Source organism: Dyadobacter sp. HNCC25DJ185 (genome assembly GCF_056895195.1).
In genome coordinates this window covers 438,710-458,252 of record NZ_JBXHAR010000005.1, presented here as the reverse complement: position 1 = coordinate 458,252, position 19,543 = coordinate 438,710, and the positions used below count along the sequence as shown (strand labels likewise).

Below are 19,543 nucleotides of genomic sequence, written 5' to 3'. Positions count from 1 at the left end.
AAAGTATTATACTTTATAAAAGTATTAAAAGTCAGTAATGTATATTACCCATCGCCAACATTTCTTTCACCACCTGGCACAGACATCCGATTACCCGCTCGCCCTGGAAATTGAAAGGGCCGAAGGGGTTTACATGTATGGCCCCGACGGCAAATCATACATGGACCTCATCTCAGGGATCGCCGTGAGTAATGTTGGCCATCGTCACCCCAAAGTCCTTGCAGCAATTCATGATCAGTTGGACAAGCACATGCATTTGCTTGTGTACGGCGAGTATGTGCAGGGCAGCCAGGTATTACTGGCCAAAGCACTGGCAGATACACTTCACATCCAGGCAACTAACGCGTCTCCATTCGGCTTGATCGACAATATTTATTTTACCAATTCCGGCACCGAAGCTGTTGAAGGCGCCATGAAACTGGCGAAACGATTTACCGGAAGAACTGAATTCATATCCTGTTTCAATGCCTACCATGGAGCTAGCCAGGGTGCGCTGAGTCTCGCGGGAGCCGAGTTTTTCAAGCGTAATTTCAGGCCTTTGCTTCCAGGCATCAAACACATCAAGCCCCATTATCTGCCCGATCTTGACAAGATAACCGACAAAACAGCCGGCGTGGTTATGGAAGTAATCGGGGGAGAATCGGGAGTGCGTATCCCCTCAAAAGATTACATGATTGCGCTCCGGAGGAAATGTACGGAAGTCGGCGCGTTGCTGATCCTCGATGAAATCCAGACAGGCTTCGGCCGTACAGGGAGTTTTTGGGCATTTGAGCAGTTTGACATTTACCCCGATCTATTGCTGAGTGCCAAGGGGATGGGCGGTGGCATGCCGATCGGCGCGTTTATGGCTTCGCAACAAATTATGCAGGTTTTTAAAAACAACCCGGTCTTGGGCCACATCACAACATTTGGCGGGCATCCGGTGAGTTGTGCTTCTTCTCTGGCGACTTTAAATGTGATTGTTGACGAAAATCTTGCCAGTCAGGCCATTGGGAAAGGCGAACTATTCAAATCTTTTCTTATGCATCCTCGTATACAAGAAGTACGGGGTTCGGGCCTGATGCTTGCTGTGGAAATGGAATCGTTTGAAAAACTAAAAAAAGCCATTGACCAATGCATTGAAAAAGGAGTGGTCACCGACTGGTTTTTGTTTTGCGACAATGCGATGCGTATAGCCCCGCCGCTGACGATTACCGAAGAACAGGTCAAGGAAGCATGCTCCGTGATACTCGACGTCCTGGACTCCCCGACAGCATGAACAACCCAGGCACATTTGGCTTTTTCCGAAAATATCTCGAAGAAAAAACGAGATTGGGCGAAGAGGACTTTACCCTAGTCGAATCGGTAAGCGTCATCAAACATTTGAGAAAAAGGCATACCTAATTACAAGAAGGCGATGTTTGGTGGTTTAATGCCTTCGTTTGCAAGGGTTTTCTCGGAACCTATTCAGTCGATAACAAAGGTCAGGAGCATATCATGAACTTTGCGCCGGAAAACCATTGGTCAGGTGACAGGAGCAGCTTGCATTCCGGACCGCCTTCTAAATATAATATAGACACGCTGGAAGATACCAACGTTCTTGCGCCAGCAGCCACACCCTACCCTTCATGATTTCTTACCTGGCTTCGAAATTTGGCTTGGAAAGTATAGCAGAAGGTATGCAGGACGAACTTAAACCTTTTCATATCGAAAACGTTACGATCCAACCAGGGGTTTACCCTACTGAAATGACCTACGGCAGCAAAGTAGGAATATCTGCCGGCAGACCAGAAATTGCAGCAGAATACGAGCCATTTGCATCGGAAAAATTCAATGCGCTAGGCGCTGGCTTCTTTGGCAAAATGGAAGAGTTCGCCATGAACCTGCAAACGACCGCAGAAGGGATCCTGACCCTTGTCAACATGCCGGAGGTCACACGACCACTGCGTTATCCGCTCGACGCGAATGCACAGGGAACAGATCAGGAATTCATTGACGCAGGGGCAAAACTGAAAGCGAGCTGGCGGGCTAAATATAATTTTTAACTTTACAGGATCTGAACGCGCCTCCTCAGTCCGGGAGGCCAACCTGCCATCCTTATGACCTATTCCATTCAAAATGACCATTTGAAAATTGCCGTCCTCCAAAAGGGGGCCGAACTCTGCCAGATCCAGTCAACTGTCACCGGTACAGATTATTTGTGGGACGCGAATCCAGACACTTGGTCCAGTTATGCGCCCGTGCTTTTTCCGGTAATCGGCGCGGTTAAGAATGGCTTCGTAAAGTACCAGGGCCACGAGTACAGGATTCCGCGTCACGGTATTGTCAGAAACAACGATAATGTGCGCCTGGTTAGCCAGACTGGCGCAAGCCTGACTTTTGGCTTGAAGTTCAGCGAGGAAACGCTGGCGATCTATCCTTTCCAATTCGAATTCCTGATTACTTATTCCCTGGAAGGCAATCGGCTTGTGATCAACCATCAGGTAATCAATCATGGGACTGATGAAATGCTTTTTTCACTGGGCGCGCATCCCGCTTTCAGGTGTCCATTGCATAAGGGAGAAACTTATGAAGACTATTATCTTGAATTTGAGGCTATTGAAAATGATTCTACCTGGGTTTTAGCAAGCGATGGCCTGGTGAGCAATGAGACTCGCCCCGTGCTTGAGCACACCAATGTACTACATCTTAATTCGCATTTATTTGATCACGATGCCCTTATTTTCAAACATCTGATTTCAAAGCAAGTGAGCCTGCGAAGTACCAAATCCGGACAGGTGATCACAGTCCATTATGAAGACTTCCCTTATCTGGGAATCTGGGCAAAACCAAATGCACATTTTGTTTGCATCGAGCCCTGGCTTGGCATTGCCGACAGTGCCGATTCAAACCAGGATTTCGAGAAAAAAGAAGGGATTTTAAAGCTGGCTGCCGGTACTGATTTCAATGCCCGGTTCTCCATTGAAATCAATGAATGACCACCGGAAGTGGCTGGTTGAATTTATACTTCGGATCAGGCCTATGGGAATTTCAAAAGCGGAAGAAATTGCGGGTTATTTTCAGGAAAAGGTATTTGAAAAGGGCGACTTTTTTCTGAATGAAGATCAAACTTCCTGTGATTATCTATTTCTGACCAACGGGTTAATGCGATCATTTGCATTGAATCCTGATGGGAATGAAGTCACTACAGGCTTTTATTACAGCGGTCAGATGGTTTTTGAAGTTTCCTCTTTTTTTACCAGGACACGATCAAAAGAAAGTATCCACGCAATCACAAAATGCAACGGACTCTCAATTACCTATGACCAATTGAATTTTCTCTTTCACGATTCCGCAGAATTCCGGGAGTTCGGACGTGCGATCCTCGTGAAAGGGTTTTCAGAATTAAAGGCGAGAATGCTGGTTACGATTACCGAAACAGCCGAGGAGCGTTACCTGCAATTATTGGAAAATAATCCCGAAGTCATTCAACACGCTCCGTTGAAAATGATTGCCAGTTACCTGGGAATCACCGATACCTCCCTGAGCCGTATCCGAAAGGAAATCTCTCTTAAAGGCTGACCCGAATACTTGTCATTTGACAAGATTTCTGCGATTGCGATGTACTTCCTTTGCTAGCATACTAAACTCATTCAGCATGGAACGTCTGCCGTCAGGAGTCTATCTACTCTTTATTCTCACTACTTTGGCAACAATTGCCCTCCTTTACAAAGCATTAGGTAATTCAAAACGCACCTTATTAATTAGTCTCATCTGGCTTGGCTCACAGGGAGTAATTGCATTGACCGGCTTTTACGCTGTCACCAAAGGTTTTCCCAGGTTTCCGATTTTAATAGGTATTCCATTATTGGGAATCACCATATTTCTGTTTTACCGCGTTAAGGATTCAGCCCAGCCAATGTTGTCTCTAAAATGGTTAACCCTTCTTCACAGCGTTCGCATTTTCGTAGAAATCGTTCTTTATTTTTTGTTTCTGAATAAAGCTATCCCCAAATTAATGACGTTCGAAGGAAGCAATCCCGATATCCTTTCCGGGCTCACCGCGCCGGTTATATGGTGGCTATACCAGAGAGGAAGCATTGGCAAAAAAGCATTGATAATCTGGAACGTGGTTTGTCTGGGCCTGTTACTAAATATTGTGACCCGTGCTGTCCTGTCGGCACCATTGCCTTTCCAGCAATTTGCATTTGATCAGCCCAACATTGCGATTTTACATTTCCCTTTTGTGTTTTTACCCTGCTATATTGTCCCCGCCGTACTATTAAGCCATTTGCTCGTATTATTACGAATTCCATTTAAAACACCAAAGGAAGTTTGATTGCATATTTGCTGGGGCACAAACATCGGCCTTCAGGATTCCACCAGCGGGCTCAACTGATGTGATTGTAATCATTCAACAGATAAAAGTTCAGTGTCCAGGTTTCTCTATAAAGCAAAAAAAAGGCCCCGAAATCCCAGGGCCTTCTTGCTTTCACAAATCGCAACTACCTAAACCGTAGCTTCGATTTGTGCATTCAATTTATCTTCCAAAGTAGTTTTAGGAACAACCCCTACCACTTTATCTACTAATTGTCCTCCTTTAAAGATCATCAACGTCGGGATACTGCGGATACCGAATTTAGCAGGAACTGACGAATTCATATCTACGTCCATTTTCCCAATTACTGCTTTACCTTCGTATTCGCCAGCCAGTTGCTCTACAACCGGCCCGATCATCTTACAAGGGCCACACCACTCTGCCCAAAAATCCACAAGTACCGGTTTGTCGCCCTGGATAAGTTCTTCGAAGGTGCTGTCGGTTATTTCAACTGCTTTTCCCATGTTAAAAAGTGTCTAATGTTGTTTTATAAATCTGGTATGATAAGGATAATTTAAATCTAAAAGTTCCGGATTTAAACTATTAACGGATCAGTTCAGAAAGAATTTAACACCATGAAATCCACTCAGCACTTTGAAGAGTTCGTTGGACGGCGCGATCCTGTAACCGCGCGACAACATTTCGACTTCCAGGTGGGTTTCCGGATCTACCACTGTCATATTCACCGAACAGGAACCCGGATGATTACTGAATGTGTCGTTCAGCAAATGAATAAATTGTGCATCGATCTGATCCAGTGTCAGGTTGATTTTGATCTTTTTGCACATTTTTTCCCTGATCTCGGTGAGCAGTTGAATTTGGGATATTTTGAATTCAAACTGGTCTTCCTGCTTCCAGCGGTTCTGTACCTTTCCTTTGATATATAAAAACTGGCCCACCTGCAGGTAGTTTTTGAAACGGATGTAGTCCTCCCCGCCAAGCAGCATTTCCATGGATCCCTGGTAATCTTCGATCTTGAAAATCATAAAGTTGCTTCCATTCCGCGACATCCTTTCCTGCGCGCTGGTTACAATTCCTGCCACGCTGATCTCCTTCCCGAAATACCGCGGCGCCCTTTCACCCTCATGTATTTCCATTACCTTTTCGAGGGTACAGTTGCAAAAGTTATCCAGCTCAACCCTGAATGTATCCAGCGGGTGGCCCGAAATATAAAATCCTACCACTTCCTGTTCGTAACGAAGCTTTGCCAGATCGTCCCAGGGAATGACATCAGCAGCTTTCGGCTTTGCAAGGGTGGTATCTCCACCGCTCATTGAGCCAAACAGCGATGCCTGGGCAGATGACTTCTCCGCATGGTAATTGTTGGCATACCTGATCAGCTTTTCAATGAAGGTTCCCTGCTCTCCCGCCTCGACTGTAAAGTACTGCGCCCTATGATAATCCTGGAAGCAATCAAAACCACCTGCATAGGCCAGGCTTTCCAATGTTTTCTTGTTGACCGTTCTCAGGTTTACCCTCGTCATGAAATCGAAAATATCCTTGAAAGGCCCGTTTGCATTTCTTTCCTCAATAATTGATTCAACAGCGGCATCGCCACTGCCTTTCACCCCTGCCAGTCCAAAACGTATCTCGTGCTTCTTGTTGACGTTAAATTGCCTGTCAGATTCATTAATATCCGGCCCAAGCACCTTAATTCCCAAATTTTTACACTCCTCCATGAAAAATGTAATTTTATCGATATTACCCAGGGAACTTGTTAGCACCGCCGCCATATATTCTGCGGGGTAATGCGCTTTCAGGTATGCTGTCTGATAGGCGACGAATGCATAACACGTAGAATGGGATTTATTGAATGCATAGGATGCAAACGCCTCCCAGTCAGTCCAGATTTTTTCCAGCTTTTTCGCGTCCAGGCCTTTGTCGGTACCACCCTTCATAAAGTCGCCTTTCAGCTTGTTCAGCGTCTCGATCTGCTTCTTACCCATTGCCTTCCGCAACGTATCCGCCTGGCCTTTTGTGAAACCAGCCAGTTTTTGAGAAAGAAGCATTACCTGCTCCTGATACACGGTAATTCCGTAGGTATCAGATAAATACTCCTCCAATTCAGGTAAATCATACGTGATTTCTTCTTGACCGTTTTTACGACGGATGAAGTTGGGGATGTAGGCGATCGGCCCCGGACGGTATAGGGCGTTCATCGCAATAAGGTGTTCAAACCGGTCGGGAATGAGGTCTCGCATGTGCTTTTTCATCCCGTCCGATTCGAACTGGAAAATCGCGTTGGTTTCGCCTCTCTGGAACAGCTCAAAAACCATTGGATCATCCAACGGAACGTCGTCGATCACAATATCGATCCCATGGTTCTGCTTGATCAACCTTAACGCTTCCTTAATAATGGTCAGGTTCCTCAAACCCAGAAAGTCCATCTTGATAACCCCGGCATCTTCAATGATCTTTCCCTGGTACTGTGTTATCAGAAAATCCGAATCCTTTGAAGTACTTACCGGGATTATTTCGGTCAGGTCACTTGGCGCAATAATAATACCCGCAGCGTGAATACCTGTATTTCTGACAGTACCTTCCAATCGTCTGGCTTCTTGTAAAACACTCGCCTGCAAATCGTTACCTAGGGCGATCGCGCGCATTTTTTTAACATTGTCCAATTCTTCCGGCGCAATCCCCTCCTTCTTCATCAAACTGCCCTCACCTTCCAGCGGTGCTGTGAAAATGCGGTTCAGGGTCATATTGTAGGTCGGCTTGTCCGGAACAAGCTTGGCCAGCATGTTTGCATCGGGTAACGGAAGGTCCATTACCCTGGCCACGTCCTTAATCGCCGATTTGGCTGCCATGGTACCATAGGTCACGATTTGCGCGACCTGATTGTACCCGTATTTCTTTACAACGTAGTCAATCACTTTCTGACGGCCCTCATCGTCAAAATCCGTATCAATATCGGGCAAAGATATCCTGTCGGGGTTCAGGAAGCGCTCAAATAGCAGGTCGTACTTGATGGGGTCAATATTGGTAATCCCGGTGGCGTATGCAACCACGGATCCTGCCGCAGAACCACGGCCCGGACCAATGAACACCCCCATTTTACGTCCCGCATCAATAAAATCGGCGACGATCAGGAAGTAGCCAGGAAAACCCATGTTACGGATCGTGTTCAATTCGAAGTTGATCCGTTCCTCTATCTCCGGGGTGATCGTACCATACTTACGTCTGGCACCTTCAAACGTCAGGTGTTTCAGGTACTCCCACTGATTCAGGACATCGGCTGTAAGTTCCTTTTTACCAACCATTTCCGACAAGGTATGCGTCTTAAACTCCTCCGGGATCGGAAAGTTCGGCAGGAGGATGTCCTTGCGAAGGTCTAGGGTTTTTATTTTATCAACAATCTCATTGGTATTGTCCAGCGACTCGGGCAGGTCGTTGAAAAGGGTCAGCATCTCGCTGGTTTTCTTGAAATAAAACTGATCGTTATAAAATGCAAAGCGCGAACCTTTGGGTATCCCTTTATCGTCATCAAAATCCTTGGCCGAAGGCGTACTTTGCTTATCACCCGTGTTGATGCAGAGCAGGATATCATGCGCATTCCAGTCGTCTCGGTCCACATAATGGGAATCGTTGCTACAGATGATCTTTACATTGTACTTCTTGGCAAACTTCACAAGGACCTCGTTCACAATATATTGGTCACGAATGTCGTGGCGCTGCAACTCCACATAGAAATCGTCGCCAAAGAGGTCCAGCCACCATTTGAATTCCTTCTCCGCAGCTTCTTCACCCTGCCGCAAAATAGTCTTTGGAATGACGGCCCCAATGCAGCAGGTGGTCGCAATAAGTCCTTTATGGTACCTGACAATCAGCTCTTTATCTATCCTGGGATACTTTCCATACATGCCCTCAATAAACCCCAGGGAGCACATTTTAACGAGGTTTTTATAGCCAATCTCATCTTTTGCAAGCAGCAATTGGTGAAAGCGGACGTCCTTCTTGTCTTTCGTAAATTGCCTGATATGCCGGTCCTCGACTACGTAGAATTCGCAACCCACAATCGGCTTAATGCCCTGTTTATTACCCTCAGCCACAAATTCAAAAACGCCAAACATATTGCCATGGTCAGTTATTGCAACCGCAGGCATATTATCCTCTTTGGCCTTTTTGAAGAGTTTTTTAATATCGGCAGCACCATCGAGAAGTGAAAACTGGGTGTGGCAGTGCAGGTGTGAAAATTGCATTTGATCAGTGAGTTGAATAATTGTTAAACGTGCAAAATCGCGTTACTATTCCGCGGCCTGCTCATACAATACATAATTCATATAATCCGTAAAAGGTTTGAGCAGCCCGATACCTTTCAGCACCAATTTTCCGAAGTCTTTGGAAGCTACCTCTTTATCGGTAAACCTATGCATGAAAAAAAGTTGTTTACGTTTCAGCAGGTCACTTTCGGGGTGATCCTTTGCGTAGCCTTTTGGCATTGTTTTCAGCGATTCGCCGTGGATGTCCGGGAAAAATGCCCGAAAGTCCTTGTCTTCGATAAGACTTTTCAGCTCGTCCGCGTTGTAATCGATTTCCTGGCGGAACCTTGCCAATTGTTCCGAAGTGGTTTCCCACATTCCCCCGCCCAGAAAGGACAGACCGTTGGGCTGGATCTGTATGTAATAGTCAATTTTACCGGAGCTTTTTCCGCCGGGCCCAATTCCCGCGCTCAGGTTATTTTTATACGGAGCTTTGTTTTTTGAAAACCTTATGTCGCGGTTGATCCGAAGCAGACAATCCTTAACCTGTAAATTTCCAAGATCCTGAAACTTCCCGACTTCTAAAATGAGGTAACCGACCAATTCTTCCATATCTGCCTTAGCAGCATCGTAAAGTTTTCTGTTTTCCTGGAACCAGTCCCTGTTATTATTTTCTGCTAACTGGCTGAGAAAGTGAAGCGTCTTGGAATCCATTGTATTTTAAAGGAGCTATAAAATTCGAATTTACTACGTTTTGTGATTCAATTTAACGAATTTTGGCGATTCGGAAAGGTCGGTGCTGTTCGTCCTGACTGAAACAAATCGAAGTATTATCTTCCCTGACAATTTAAATGGCCAGAATTCTTACAGGCATTCAAAGTAGCGGCAGGCCTCATTTGGGCAATATCTTAGGCGCAATACTACCCGGAATCGAGCTTTCGAAAAACCCTCAAAATGAATCGTTTTTCTTTATTGCTGATCTGCATTCACTCACATCGCTAAAAAACGGGCCTGAGAGAGAAGAGTATGTCCGGGCTATCGCAGCAGCATGGCTTGCTTTCGGTTTCGATGTTAAAAAGAACGTGTTCTGGCGCCAATCCCGGATTCAGGAACATGCGGAGCTTGCCTGGTATTTGAGCTGCTTTACGCCATTTCCAATGCTGGCTAATGCAACTTCGTTCAAAGAGAAGTCTGAAAAACTGGCCGACGTGAATGCTGGTTTGTTTACTTACCCGGTATTACAGGCGGCAGACATTTTGCTATATAATGCCAATATCATCCCTGTCGGAAAAGACCAGAAACAGCATCTGGAAATGACAAAAGATATCGCCAGCCGGTTCAACGCAATAGCTGGTGAAGAAATTCTTGTGCTGCCTGAACCACGGATCGACGAGAAAGTAATGACCGTTCCGGGCATCGACGGGCAGAAAATGAGTAAGTCATACCATAATTACATTGACATCTTCCTTCCAGAAAACGAGCTTAAGAAAGTTACCAAAAAGATCGTATCGGATTCGACACCGATGGAAGCACCCAAAGATCCCGAAAGTGATATAACCTATAAACTCTATAGCCTGCTGGCATCCGAAAGCGACACCGAAGCAATGCGTCAAAATTATCTGAGGGGCGGTTACGGTTACGGGCATGCCAAACAGGCGCTTTTAGAATGTATACTTGACAAATTTGCCGAGCCTCGCCGCATTTTCAATCATTATATGGATCACAATGATGAGCTAGAGGCCATTCTCATAGAAGGGGAGACAAAAGCCCGTGAGGTCGCAAGGCAAACCATTCAGAAAGTCCGCAAAACCCTTGGCTTTAGTTCATGACCCAAACCATTGATATGCTTATTCGTTCGGACCAGGACTTTTTTCTATGGTTGAATGGTATGCATACGCCCTGGCTTGATACAGTGATGTACTGGGTTACTTATAAGTACACATGGACACCGATGTATTTGCTGCTGATTTTTTTTTCTCTGAAACCAAACGCTAAAAAAGGACTGGGCATCATTTTGACTGTATTGATGGCAGTAATTATCGCTGACAAAATAACCTCCGGCCTGATGAAACCCTATTTTCTAAGGTTCCGCCCATGCCATGAGCCTGCTTTGATGGGTTTAGTACATCAGGTTACTGATTGCGGAGGGCTTTATGGATTTGCATCTTCACATGCGTCCACGAGCTTTGCACTTGCGGTAACTTGGCTCTGCTTTTTGAGAGGAAAGGTGCGGTATATCTGGCTGCTTGGAGTCTGGGCTGTCATATATTCCTATAGCCGTGTCTATGTTGGCGTCCATTATCCTGCCGACATTTTCGTTGGCGCTTTGGTTGGGACACTCGTCGGGTGGCTCTCTGTTCGGGCTCATAATTATTTTTTGAGAAGATATTACACTGATTGATGAATTTTTATTTAATTTTGCGGAAATTTTAGTCTGGCCATGGGTTCATTTAATACTGTAAAAATATTTTCGGGAAGTCAGTCCGAATATTTGGCCAAAGACATCGCCAGGTATTATGGTAAAGAGTTGGGTGGCTACACTTTGCGAAAGTTTAGTGACGGGGAATTGTCCCCGAGCTTCGAAGAATCCATCCGTGGTTGTGACGTTTTTCTGATCCAATCAACCTTTCCGCCGGCTGATAACTTGCTGGAATTACTGCTGATGGTGGATGCGGCCCGGCGCGCTTCTTCACATTATGTAACAGTTGTGCTTCCTTATTTCGGATATGCCAGACAGGACAGGAAAGACAAACCACGCGTAGCCATCGCTGCAAAAGTAGTAGCCAATCTCCTGACCTCAGTCGGTGTAGACCGATTGATTACGATCGACCTTCATGCAGGTCAAATCCAGGGCTTTTTTGATTTACCTGTGGATCACCTGGAAGGCACTTCAATCTTTGTTCCCTATATCAAATCCCTGAACCTCAAGAACCTGCTGATTGCCTCTCCTGATATGGGCGGCGCTGCGCGTGCACGAAATTTCGCCAAGTTTCTCAATGTGGACATGATCCTTTGCGACAAACACAGGAAACGTGCCAATGAAATCGCAAGCATGCAGGTGATTGGAGATGTGGAGGGAATGGATGTGGTGTTGGTCGATGACTTAATCGATACCGGGGGCACCTTGTGCAAGGCGGCGGAACTGATCCTTGAAAAAGGTGCAAATTCGGTGAGGGCTATCAGTACTCACGCGATTATGTCCGGCAAAGCGCACGAAAATATCGCAAACTCTGTTTTGGAAGAATTAATTGTCACTGATACTATTCCTCTGAAGCAACAGAATCCCAAAATTCGCGTATTGTCAGTTGCAGAGTTATTTGCAAAAGCCATTGGCCGCATCCGTGATCATGAATCTATTAGTTCATTATTTATAAATTATCAGTAAATTTTTATTTTAATTAACTTTATTATTAAATATTCTTATGAAAAAGCATGAGATTGTAGGGTTTAAAAGAGCGAATCTCGGCAAGACGGAAGCCCAGGAACTACGTTCACAAGGTTATGTTCCGTCTGTGCTGTATGGTGGAAGCGAGCAGGTTCATTTTTACGCGCCAGCTATGTTGTTCCGCGAATTGCTTTTCACACCGGATATTTTTAACGTGACGTTAAACATCGAAGGTACATTATATAATGCCATTCTTCAGGAAAAACAGTTTCACCCGGTAAACGACTCATTGATCCACGCGGATTTTCTGCAGATCGTCGATGGCAAAGAAATCAAAGTTGATGTTCCTGTAAAGTTGACAGGTACTTCTTCCGGAGTAATGAAAGGTGGCAAAATGAATCAAAAATTGCGTAAATTGCGCGTACAGGGTCTGGCACAAAATATTCCGGACTATGTTAATGTTGATATTACTGAGCTTGATTTAGGAAAATCTGTGAAAGTTGGTGCATTAAAAGCTGAAAATTTTGTTATATTGACAGCCGCAAGCAACCCGATCGCTTCAGTTGAGATCCCACGTGCACTTCGCGGTACACTTGGTAAATAAGTATTTTATTTTTCATGGCTAATAGATGCAAACGTGCCGACCTTTGGTCGGCATTTTTGTTTACAGCCCGTCCTCAATCTGTTTGACCAAAACTTCGTTGATCCGGACATAACTTTCGTGCGTCCAGCCACCGATATGGGGCGTCAATACTACATTGTCTGAATTCCGTAGGTAATCGAATGCCTCCTGCTGGCTTTCGGTGAGCTTGCTGATCTTTTCATTTTCAAGGACGTCCAGGCAGGCGCCCTTTAATTGTCCGGTTTTCAAACCGTGGACTACTGCGTCCAATTGAACAATCTCACCCCTCGATAAATTGAGCAGATAAAATGGCTTGGCGAAACTGGCAATAAAAGCCGCATCAATCAGGTTTCGGCTTAGCTCCGTGAGCGGAATATGCAGGCTTAGTATATCTGCCTGAGCGGCAATTTCTTCCAGAGATGATTCCTGAGCAAATATGTCACCGTAATTGTCCCGGAATTTGTCATAGGCAAGAACCCTACAGCCGAAGCCGCTAAGCCTTTTCGCGGTCGCAGTCCCGTTATTACCATATCCGATCAGTCCGACCGTTTTTCCCATTAGCTCCACGCCCCGGTTACCTTCCCTATCCCAAATTCCGTTCCGCACTTCGCGATCCGCTTTCAGAATATTATTAAACAAGGCCAGCAACATCCCAAGTGCGTGTTCTGCAACCGCATCCCGATTTCCAGTTCCTGCATGAAAAACCCTGATACCGTATTCAGCAGCTACATCCAGGTCAATCAGGTCCAATCCGGCACCGGCCCGGGCGATGAATTTCAGATTTTTAGCCTCTGAAAGGATTTGTTTGTCCAGGAAAGTCTTACTACGGATAATAAGTCCATCATAATTTGGCAATGCTGACTTAATATCGTCCCTTCGATACTCAGGAAGATAATCATAGTTCCAGCCGCGGTCGTCCAGCATACCGAAAAGAGAAGAATGCATGGAGTCCGCTATCAGGATTTTCATAGGAGCACAGGATTTTTTGTAACTTGCCGACTAAACTTTTGGCAAAAGTAATATAGAATTACTCCGCAGAATAGACCCAACAGCATTTTACCTACATGAGCGAACAGCATATCGACAAACCCATCATAGGAATTACAATCGGCGATTACAATGGCATCGGGCCTGAAGTGATCCTTAAAGCACTAGAAGGAAATCAGTTAGCAAAATTGTGCACCCCTATTATTTACGGATCTCTGAGAGTTTTAAACCAGTACCGAAATCAATTGGAAATGAAGGACTGGACGCTCCATGGTATTCAGAAACCCGAACAGGCTAACCATAAATTAACCAACGTCATTACTTGCTGGCATGATCATCAGACAGAAATACAGCCTGGCAAAATTACAGCCGAAGCCGGACAAGGATCGCTTTCTTCACTGAAACGGGCGGTTGAAGATCTTAAGGAAGGAAAAATCCACGCCCTCGTTACCGGCCCTATCAATAAAGACAATATTCAGAGCGACACTTTCAAATTCCCCGGACATACCGAGTACCTGGCACAGGCATTTGATAAAGAAGAGGCTTTGATGTTCATGGTAGCTGGCGATCTCCGCGTAGGCGTTTTGACAGGCCATATACCACTGGAGAAAGTGAGGTCCCAGATCACGGCAGAGAAGCTGAGCTCCAAGATCGAACAGATATTACAATCCTTAAAAGGGGATTTTGGCATAAAAAAACCAAGACTGGCTGTCCTTGGGCTTAATCCGCACGCCGGAGAAAATGGATTGCTCGGAAATGAAGAAATCGAGATTATCCAGCCAGTCATCAAGCACTTCAAAGAGAAAGGCAATCTTGTTATCGGACCTTTCCCCGCCGATGGCTTTTTTGCCGCCGGCACTTATAAACAATACGACGCCGTACTGGCCATGTACCATGATCAAGGTCTTATTCCTTTCAAAACGCTTGCTTTTAACGAAGGTGTCAATTTCACCGCAGGCCTTTCTGCAGTCCGGACATCTCCGGATCACGGCACAGCCTACAACATAGCCGGCAAAAACCTGGCGGAGCCCGGATCTTTACTGCAAGCTATATACATGGCTTGCGATGTATCCAGGTTCAGGGCTTTCAATGCCGAAATAGAAAAAAATGCGCTGGTGTCAAAACCCCAGCCTTCCGAGAGCCAGCATCCTGCCAAATCCGGTGGAAAACAACGATTTAACAACTAACAAAATGCTAAAATCAATGACCGGATACGGTGTATCCAACATCGAATCCGATTCAATCAATGTTACGGTTGAAATCAAGACCCTTAACTCAAAATTTCTGGATATTTATTGTCGCATCCCCCGCAACTATTCGGAAAAAGAAATCGAAATCCGAAACCTGATCACACAATCACTCGAAAGGGGCAAGGTGGAATTTACGCTCACAGTTCAACCTGTAGGCAAAACTGTGGCATCCACGTCTGTCAATCGCCAATTGGTCTCTGCTTATTACCAGGACCTCGTCTCTACTGCTAATGATCTCGGATTTGCCCCTGATACCACCGAATTGCTGAGAATCGCACTTCAGATGCCTAATGCGTACAACAATGAAACCGTTGACGACTCCGGTAAAGAAAATGATTGGGCACAGATTAAGGTGGCGGTGATGGAAGCGCTACGCAAGTGCACCGTTTTCAGAGAGCAGGAAGGCAAAATGACTTCCGATAAGTTTGTCGAATATATCAAGACCATTCAAACGTTGTTGGATAGCGTCGCCGATCAGGATAAGCTAAGAATACCAGCGGTGCGCGAAAGGCTCGAAAAGCAGGTCAGGGAATTGTTGTCTGACGATAATTTCGATACAAACCGGTTTGAGCAGGAATTGATTTACTATGTCGAAAAATTCGATATTTCGGAAGAGAAGATACGACTGGCCAATCACCTAACCTACTTTCTCGAAACAATGAAGGCCTCTGAAAGCAATGGTAAAAAGTTGAACTTCATCGCTCAGGAAATCGGCAGGGAAGTCAATACGATCGGCTCTAAGGCAAACGACGTTTCCATCCAACATCTGGTTGTGCAAATGAAGGATGAACTCGAAAAAATCAAGGAGCAAACGATGAATATCATCTGATTGAATGCCGCAGGAAAGATTATCGCATTCTTTTTTTGAAAAATACGACACACGTTCACTAGCCCGGAAACTGCTGGGCTGTGAGTTGGTCCACATCCATGCAGACGGGATCACCAGCGGGATCATCGTTGAAACAGAAGCCTATATTCAGGGCGATCCCGCCAGTCATGCCTATAACCGCCGGACACCGAGGACAGAACCCATGTACGGACTTCCGGGAACCATCTATATCTATCTGATTTACGGAATGTACGAATGTTTCAATGTGGTCAGCAATGAGGAGGGCATCGGTGAAGCGGTACTAATCCGTGCCCTACAACCCACCAGCGGCGTAGCATTGATGGAACAACGCCGGCTTATGCCAGTCGGAAAAACGGTTAGGCCCGTGGGAGACAAGAAAATCAGCCTTAGAGAACTTTGCAGGGGACCAGGCAGGTTGGTGAGAGCAATGGGCATCGAACGTTCCCTTCATAATAATCTCCACCTGGCAGAAGCTCCCCTATTTATAACGCCTGCTGTTATAACCGGCTTCGAGATCATTTCTTCTGCAAGGATCGGCATTAATGTAGGGAAAGATCTACCTTACCGCTATTTTATCAAGGACAATATTTTTGTCAGCAAATCCTGAAGGCTTGTTTTTGATACTTCAAAATATTCAATTCGATCGGGAATAACCAATATGATATTGCGATTGATTTTTTATATTTGAACTGGTGAACATCGAATCTCAACGATTGCCATGAAACTCTTTTACTTTTTCCGCTCCTTCGGAAAATCTTGCCACATGGTATCAGGATGATATGAGTAACCTCTACAAGCTAATTTCCATTCTCTTTTTTGGCGCATTTCTTTCGGGAAGTGGTTGTCAGTCAGCCGACGACAACCCATCGGGTCGTAAGCCTGAATTTGTAGAAGCGGTGCCACGTGAAAATTTTGAAGAAGATACCGCGCTTGTCCTTAAATATTACAGGCTGGGTACTTCCTATCTTTTTGTCGATGCGGAAAGGTCCATGTTTTATGCAAAGCACGTCCTGTTCCTGTCTCAAAAACATCAGTGGAGCAAAGGAAAGATACTCGCCTATAATCTGTTGAGTACCTATTATCTTTTGGATGGCAGTTATGATATTCTGCGGGAATTATCCAATGAGACGATGACCTTATCCAAGAGACTGAATCTGCCACTTTATACAGCGCATGCAAAAAGATTCATGGCTGAAAGTTACTCGGAATACCGGCAATGGGATTCTGCACGGATTAATTACGACGAAGCAATTGCCATTTTCTCCGAACTCGGTGCCGACAGTGCCAAAGCCCTGACCCTGGAAAATCTGGCCAATTGCTACCGTGAAAAAAGCATCTACGACGAGGCCAACCGGTATTACGACGAGTCCTATCGAATCTTTACTAAGTTGAACTCCGATTGGGGGAAATCAACTGTTTTGCAAAGCAGAGGATACATGAACGTGCGGATCAGCAGGTATCCGGCGGCCGAAAGCTTTTTCAAAAAAAGCCTCGCACTTTCCCGAAAAGTCAATAGCCGCTATGGTGAGCTGAATACGCTCAATGATCTCAGCAATACCTACTTCAAGCAGGAAAAATACGATAAAGCCATTGAAGCCGGCCTCAAAGCGCTTGAATATTCCAAGATTTACCATTCGACCCAACAAACAAACTGGGCCCTGATTACGCTTTCCAGGGCATACAAAGGAAAAAAAATGTATGCAGAAGCGTTGGACTATTGCGAGCAGGTCAATCATAACCGCCGAATGGTGCACGACGAATATGTGGAGCGCCAGACTACCATGTATCAGCTCACCTACGAGAACGAGCTGAAAGATTCGGCAATCCAGCAAAACATCATTACAGAGCAAAAAACAATCCAGACATTCCTGATCGGTTTTTCATGCCTGATCATCGGATTTGCGACATTTCTCTGGCTTAATAACAAAAAGTTGAGGAGGAAAAATGCAGAAATCAAGGAAGCGCTGATCCAGGGGCAAACCATTGAACGTAAGCGTGTAGCTGCCGAGCTGCACGACCATCTGGGAGGCACACTTGCTTCGCTGAACTGGTACTTATATGGTATAGACAAAAAGGTGCTTTCCCCCGAAGAGCAGAAAATTTATGACAGCGTCCACCAGATGGTCGGTTCCGCGTACCGTGAGGTCAGGAGTCTCTCGCACAACCTGATGCCAGCAGAACTGGAAGAAAATGGGCTGATCGTAGCGCTCAACCGGCTGATCAGCAAGTTGAACGAGAATAAGAATATAGAATTCAGATTCAACCTTTCCGGTTTTAGTAACCGGCTAAACAGTAAAATTGAATTCGAGTTATACAGCATTATACTGGAATTGACCAATAATATCATCAGGCATTCAGGCGCAAGCCGCGCTTCGATTGACCTGACCGAAAACCAAAAAAACATTACACTGATCGTCAGCGATAATGGGAGCGGCATCATCGAAACGGCCAGCCATGGTATGGGCCTGAAAAATGTAAAAGGTCGGGTTGAAAGTGTCCAAGGAAAAATCCAGATCCTGAATGAACAAAACAGCGGCACACGCGTAGAGATTGAAATTCCAAAGATCGTCGCACGTTAACTTTACAGCGAAACCAAACTGCACCCGGATTTTTGGTGTTAGCTTAAAGATAAGACCAAGCGCTCATGAACATTGTTGAAAAGGTACAGGAATTTATACTTGCTTTTAACGAAAGCCTTGCCGGAAACTCCTTCGCCAAGCTTTCTCTCGGAAACTATAAAGGAGCCGAGGAAAATCTCAAAAACATCTACATAAAAAGAGTCCAGATCAAAAAGGAAGAAAAGCTGAGTTTCACATACCGGTACAAAACCAGGGACATCATCAAAAACTACTCCGTAGGTGAATCCAGGCAGTTACTTGCTGACTTCATTGGCCGCGACTTCCACACTGCGACGCTTCTGACCAGCACATTTGACCTGCAGCTTGAAATACATTCAGGCAAGAAAATAACCCTCAGAAAAAAAGAAACGCAAATCCGGGAAGTCCCATCGATGGATCACGACAAGACCAAACACCGCCTGATCCAACCCCAAAAAAAGGGTTACCTGCACAATCTGAAAATAACCGACGAGGGTGGGAATGTCCTGAAAAATGCCCAGGACAAATACCGGCAGATCAATCACTACATTGAGATCCTGAGCAGCCTGATCAAAGAAATTCCGGTGAGAGAGAAGCTGAAAGTGGCCGATATGGGCTCGGGTAAAGGATATCTCACCTTTGCATTGTACGATTACCTTCGAAATGTGCTGGACATTGATGCCGAAGTAACTGGCGTCGAGTTTCGTCCAGACCTGGTGAACTTATGCAACAGTATTGCCTGGAACGCTAATTTTAACAACCTTCATTTTAAAGAAGGGACGATCGAGCAATATGACAGCACAGGAACGGATATCCTGATCGCCCTGCATGCCTGTGATACCGCGACCGACGACGCACTTTATAAGGGAATAACTGCCGGTTCAGAACTAATTGTAGTTGCCCCATGCTGCCATAAACAGATCCGCCGCGAAATGGAAAAAAACAAAGCCGATAATGATCTCCTATTCTTGACAAAATATGGCATTTTTCTGGAAAGGCAGGCTGAGATGGTCACCGACGGGATCAGGGCAATGATTCTTGAGTACTTTGGATACAAGACGAAAGTTTTTGAATTCGTTTCCGATGAACATACACCCAAAAACGTCATGATCGTTGGAATCAAGGATCATAAAAGTAAGGCAGACCAGACTTTGTTATTGAAAAAAATAGAGCAAGCCAAGCGCTACTTCGGAATCGGATACCATCATTTGGAAAGAATGACCGGTATTTAACCAACAAAAATCCCTCTTTCCCCTCTCTGTCCGTATATTTGCAACTTTTTGTGGTAACCTGATTAAATGATATGTGGAATAA

General features: G+C 45.3%; 17 protein-coding genes and 1 pseudogene. 14 read left to right on the top strand and 4 right to left on the bottom strand.

What is annotated here, in order from left to right; all coding sequences use genetic code 11:
* The first annotated feature begins 37 nt into the window (after positions 1–37).
* The 5 genes and pseudogenes from AC1XUF_RS16780 (at position 38) to AC1XUF_RS16760 (ending at position 4,297) form a co-directional block, all read left to right on the top strand.
* On the top strand, positions 38–1,258 hold the full coding sequence (locus AC1XUF_RS16780) for an aspartate aminotransferase family protein (protein ID WP_483342974.1): 1,221 nt from the start codon (positions 38–40) through the stop codon (positions 1,256–1,258).
* Positions 1,259–1,589: 331 nt separating this feature from the next.
* Positions 1,590–2,024: pseudogene (locus AC1XUF_RS16775) on the top strand (SDR family NAD(P)-dependent oxidoreductase); the annotation flags it as partial.
* A 54-nt stretch (positions 2,025–2,078) separates the two neighbouring features.
* Entirely contained in the window at positions 2,079–2,957 is an 879-nt protein-coding gene (locus AC1XUF_RS16770; RefSeq protein WP_483342973.1) for an aldose 1-epimerase family protein, read from the top strand.
* Complete coding sequence (locus AC1XUF_RS16765; RefSeq protein WP_483342972.1) at positions 2,950–3,540, top strand: Crp/Fnr family transcriptional regulator; 591 nt, start codon at positions 2,950–2,952, stop codon at positions 3,538–3,540. The genes AC1XUF_RS16770 and AC1XUF_RS16765 overlap by 8 nt, the downstream gene beginning before the upstream one ends.
* 76 nt (positions 3,541–3,616) lie before the next feature.
* A complete protein-coding gene (locus tag AC1XUF_RS16760; RefSeq protein WP_483342971.1) occupies positions 3,617–4,297 on the top strand; it encodes a hypothetical protein in 681 nt (226 codons plus the stop codon).
* A 170-nt stretch (positions 4,298–4,467) separates the two neighbouring features.
* Here AC1XUF_RS16760 and trxA read toward each other — a convergent pair whose 3' ends face one another.
* The 3 genes from trxA to AC1XUF_RS16745 all read right to left on the bottom strand — a co-directional run bounded on the left by trxA (position 4,468) and on the right by AC1XUF_RS16745 (position 9,252).
* Positions 4,468–4,800, bottom strand: a complete 333-nt coding sequence (trxA, locus tag AC1XUF_RS16755) for a thioredoxin (RefSeq protein ID WP_233866963.1) — start codon at positions 4,798–4,800, stop codon at positions 4,468–4,470.
* Positions 4,801–4,887: 87 nt separating this feature from the next.
* Positions 4,888–8,538 (bottom strand): DNA polymerase III subunit alpha, encoded by a 3,651-nt coding sequence (gene dnaE / locus AC1XUF_RS16750; protein ID WP_483342970.1) that lies wholly within the window; start codon positions 8,536–8,538, stop codon positions 4,888–4,890.
* Between the two features lie 45 nt (positions 8,539–8,583).
* A complete protein-coding gene (locus AC1XUF_RS16745) occupies positions 8,584–9,252 on the bottom strand; it encodes a DUF2461 domain-containing protein (RefSeq protein ID WP_483342969.1) in 669 nt (222 codons plus the stop codon).
* Positions 9,253–9,389: 137 nt separating this feature from the next.
* Between AC1XUF_RS16745 and trpS the strand changes: the two genes are divergently transcribed.
* Genes trpS through AC1XUF_RS16725 form a run of 4 tightly spaced genes read left to right on the top strand, consistent with a single transcriptional unit; the run spans position 9,390 to position 12,527 of the window.
* Positions 9,390–10,367, top strand: coding sequence for a tryptophan--tRNA ligase (gene trpS / locus AC1XUF_RS16740; RefSeq protein ID WP_483342968.1), 978 nt, complete (start codon positions 9,390–9,392; stop codon positions 10,365–10,367).
* Positions 10,364–10,939 carry a phosphatase PAP2 family protein gene (locus AC1XUF_RS16735; protein WP_483342967.1) on the top strand — a complete coding sequence of 192 codons (576 nt, stop codon included), beginning with the start codon at positions 10,364–10,366 and terminating at the stop codon, positions 10,937–10,939. Before trpS ends, AC1XUF_RS16735 begins: the two co-directional genes overlap by 4 nt.
* 39 nt (positions 10,940–10,978) lie before the next feature.
* Positions 10,979–11,923, top strand: coding sequence for a ribose-phosphate pyrophosphokinase (locus tag AC1XUF_RS16730; RefSeq protein ID WP_483342966.1), 945 nt, complete (start codon positions 10,979–10,981; stop codon positions 11,921–11,923).
* Between the two features lie 37 nt (positions 11,924–11,960).
* Positions 11,961–12,527, top strand: coding sequence for a 50S ribosomal protein L25/general stress protein Ctc (locus AC1XUF_RS16725; protein WP_483342965.1), 567 nt, complete (start codon positions 11,961–11,963; stop codon positions 12,525–12,527).
* Positions 12,528–12,587: 60 nt separating this feature from the next.
* Here AC1XUF_RS16725 and AC1XUF_RS16720 read toward each other — a convergent pair whose 3' ends face one another.
* Positions 12,588–13,514 carry a 2-hydroxyacid dehydrogenase gene (locus AC1XUF_RS16720; protein WP_483342964.1) on the bottom strand — a complete coding sequence of 309 codons (927 nt, stop codon included), beginning with the start codon at positions 13,512–13,514 and terminating at the stop codon, positions 12,588–12,590.
* A 95-nt stretch (positions 13,515–13,609) separates the two neighbouring features.
* On the opposite strand from AC1XUF_RS16720, the gene pdxA reads away from it, so the two are divergent.
* The 5 genes from pdxA (at position 13,610) to AC1XUF_RS16695 (ending at position 19,461) form a co-directional block, all read left to right on the top strand.
* Positions 13,610–14,719: a 4-hydroxythreonine-4-phosphate dehydrogenase PdxA gene (gene pdxA / locus AC1XUF_RS16715; RefSeq protein ID WP_483342963.1), complete on the top strand. Its 1,110-nt coding sequence runs from the start codon at positions 13,610–13,612 to the stop codon at positions 14,717–14,719.
* A 4-nt stretch (positions 14,720–14,723) separates the two neighbouring features.
* Positions 14,724–15,611 (top strand): YicC/YloC family endoribonuclease, encoded by an 888-nt coding sequence (locus tag AC1XUF_RS16710; protein ID WP_483342962.1) that lies wholly within the window; start codon positions 14,724–14,726, stop codon positions 15,609–15,611.
* Between the two features lie 4 nt (positions 15,612–15,615).
* Complete coding sequence (locus tag AC1XUF_RS16705; RefSeq protein ID WP_483342961.1) at positions 15,616–16,239, top strand: DNA-3-methyladenine glycosylase; 624 nt, start codon at positions 15,616–15,618, stop codon at positions 16,237–16,239.
* 172 nt (positions 16,240–16,411) lie between these two features.
* Positions 16,412–18,211, top strand: a complete 1,800-nt coding sequence (locus AC1XUF_RS16700; protein ID WP_483342960.1) for a tetratricopeptide repeat-containing sensor histidine kinase — start codon at positions 16,412–16,414, stop codon at positions 18,209–18,211.
* 65 nt (positions 18,212–18,276) lie between these two features.
* Positions 18,277–19,461: a class I SAM-dependent methyltransferase gene (locus AC1XUF_RS16695; RefSeq protein ID WP_483342959.1), complete on the top strand. Its 1,185-nt coding sequence runs from the start codon at positions 18,277–18,279 to the stop codon at positions 19,459–19,461.
* Positions 19,462–19,543: the final 82 nt, after the last annotated feature.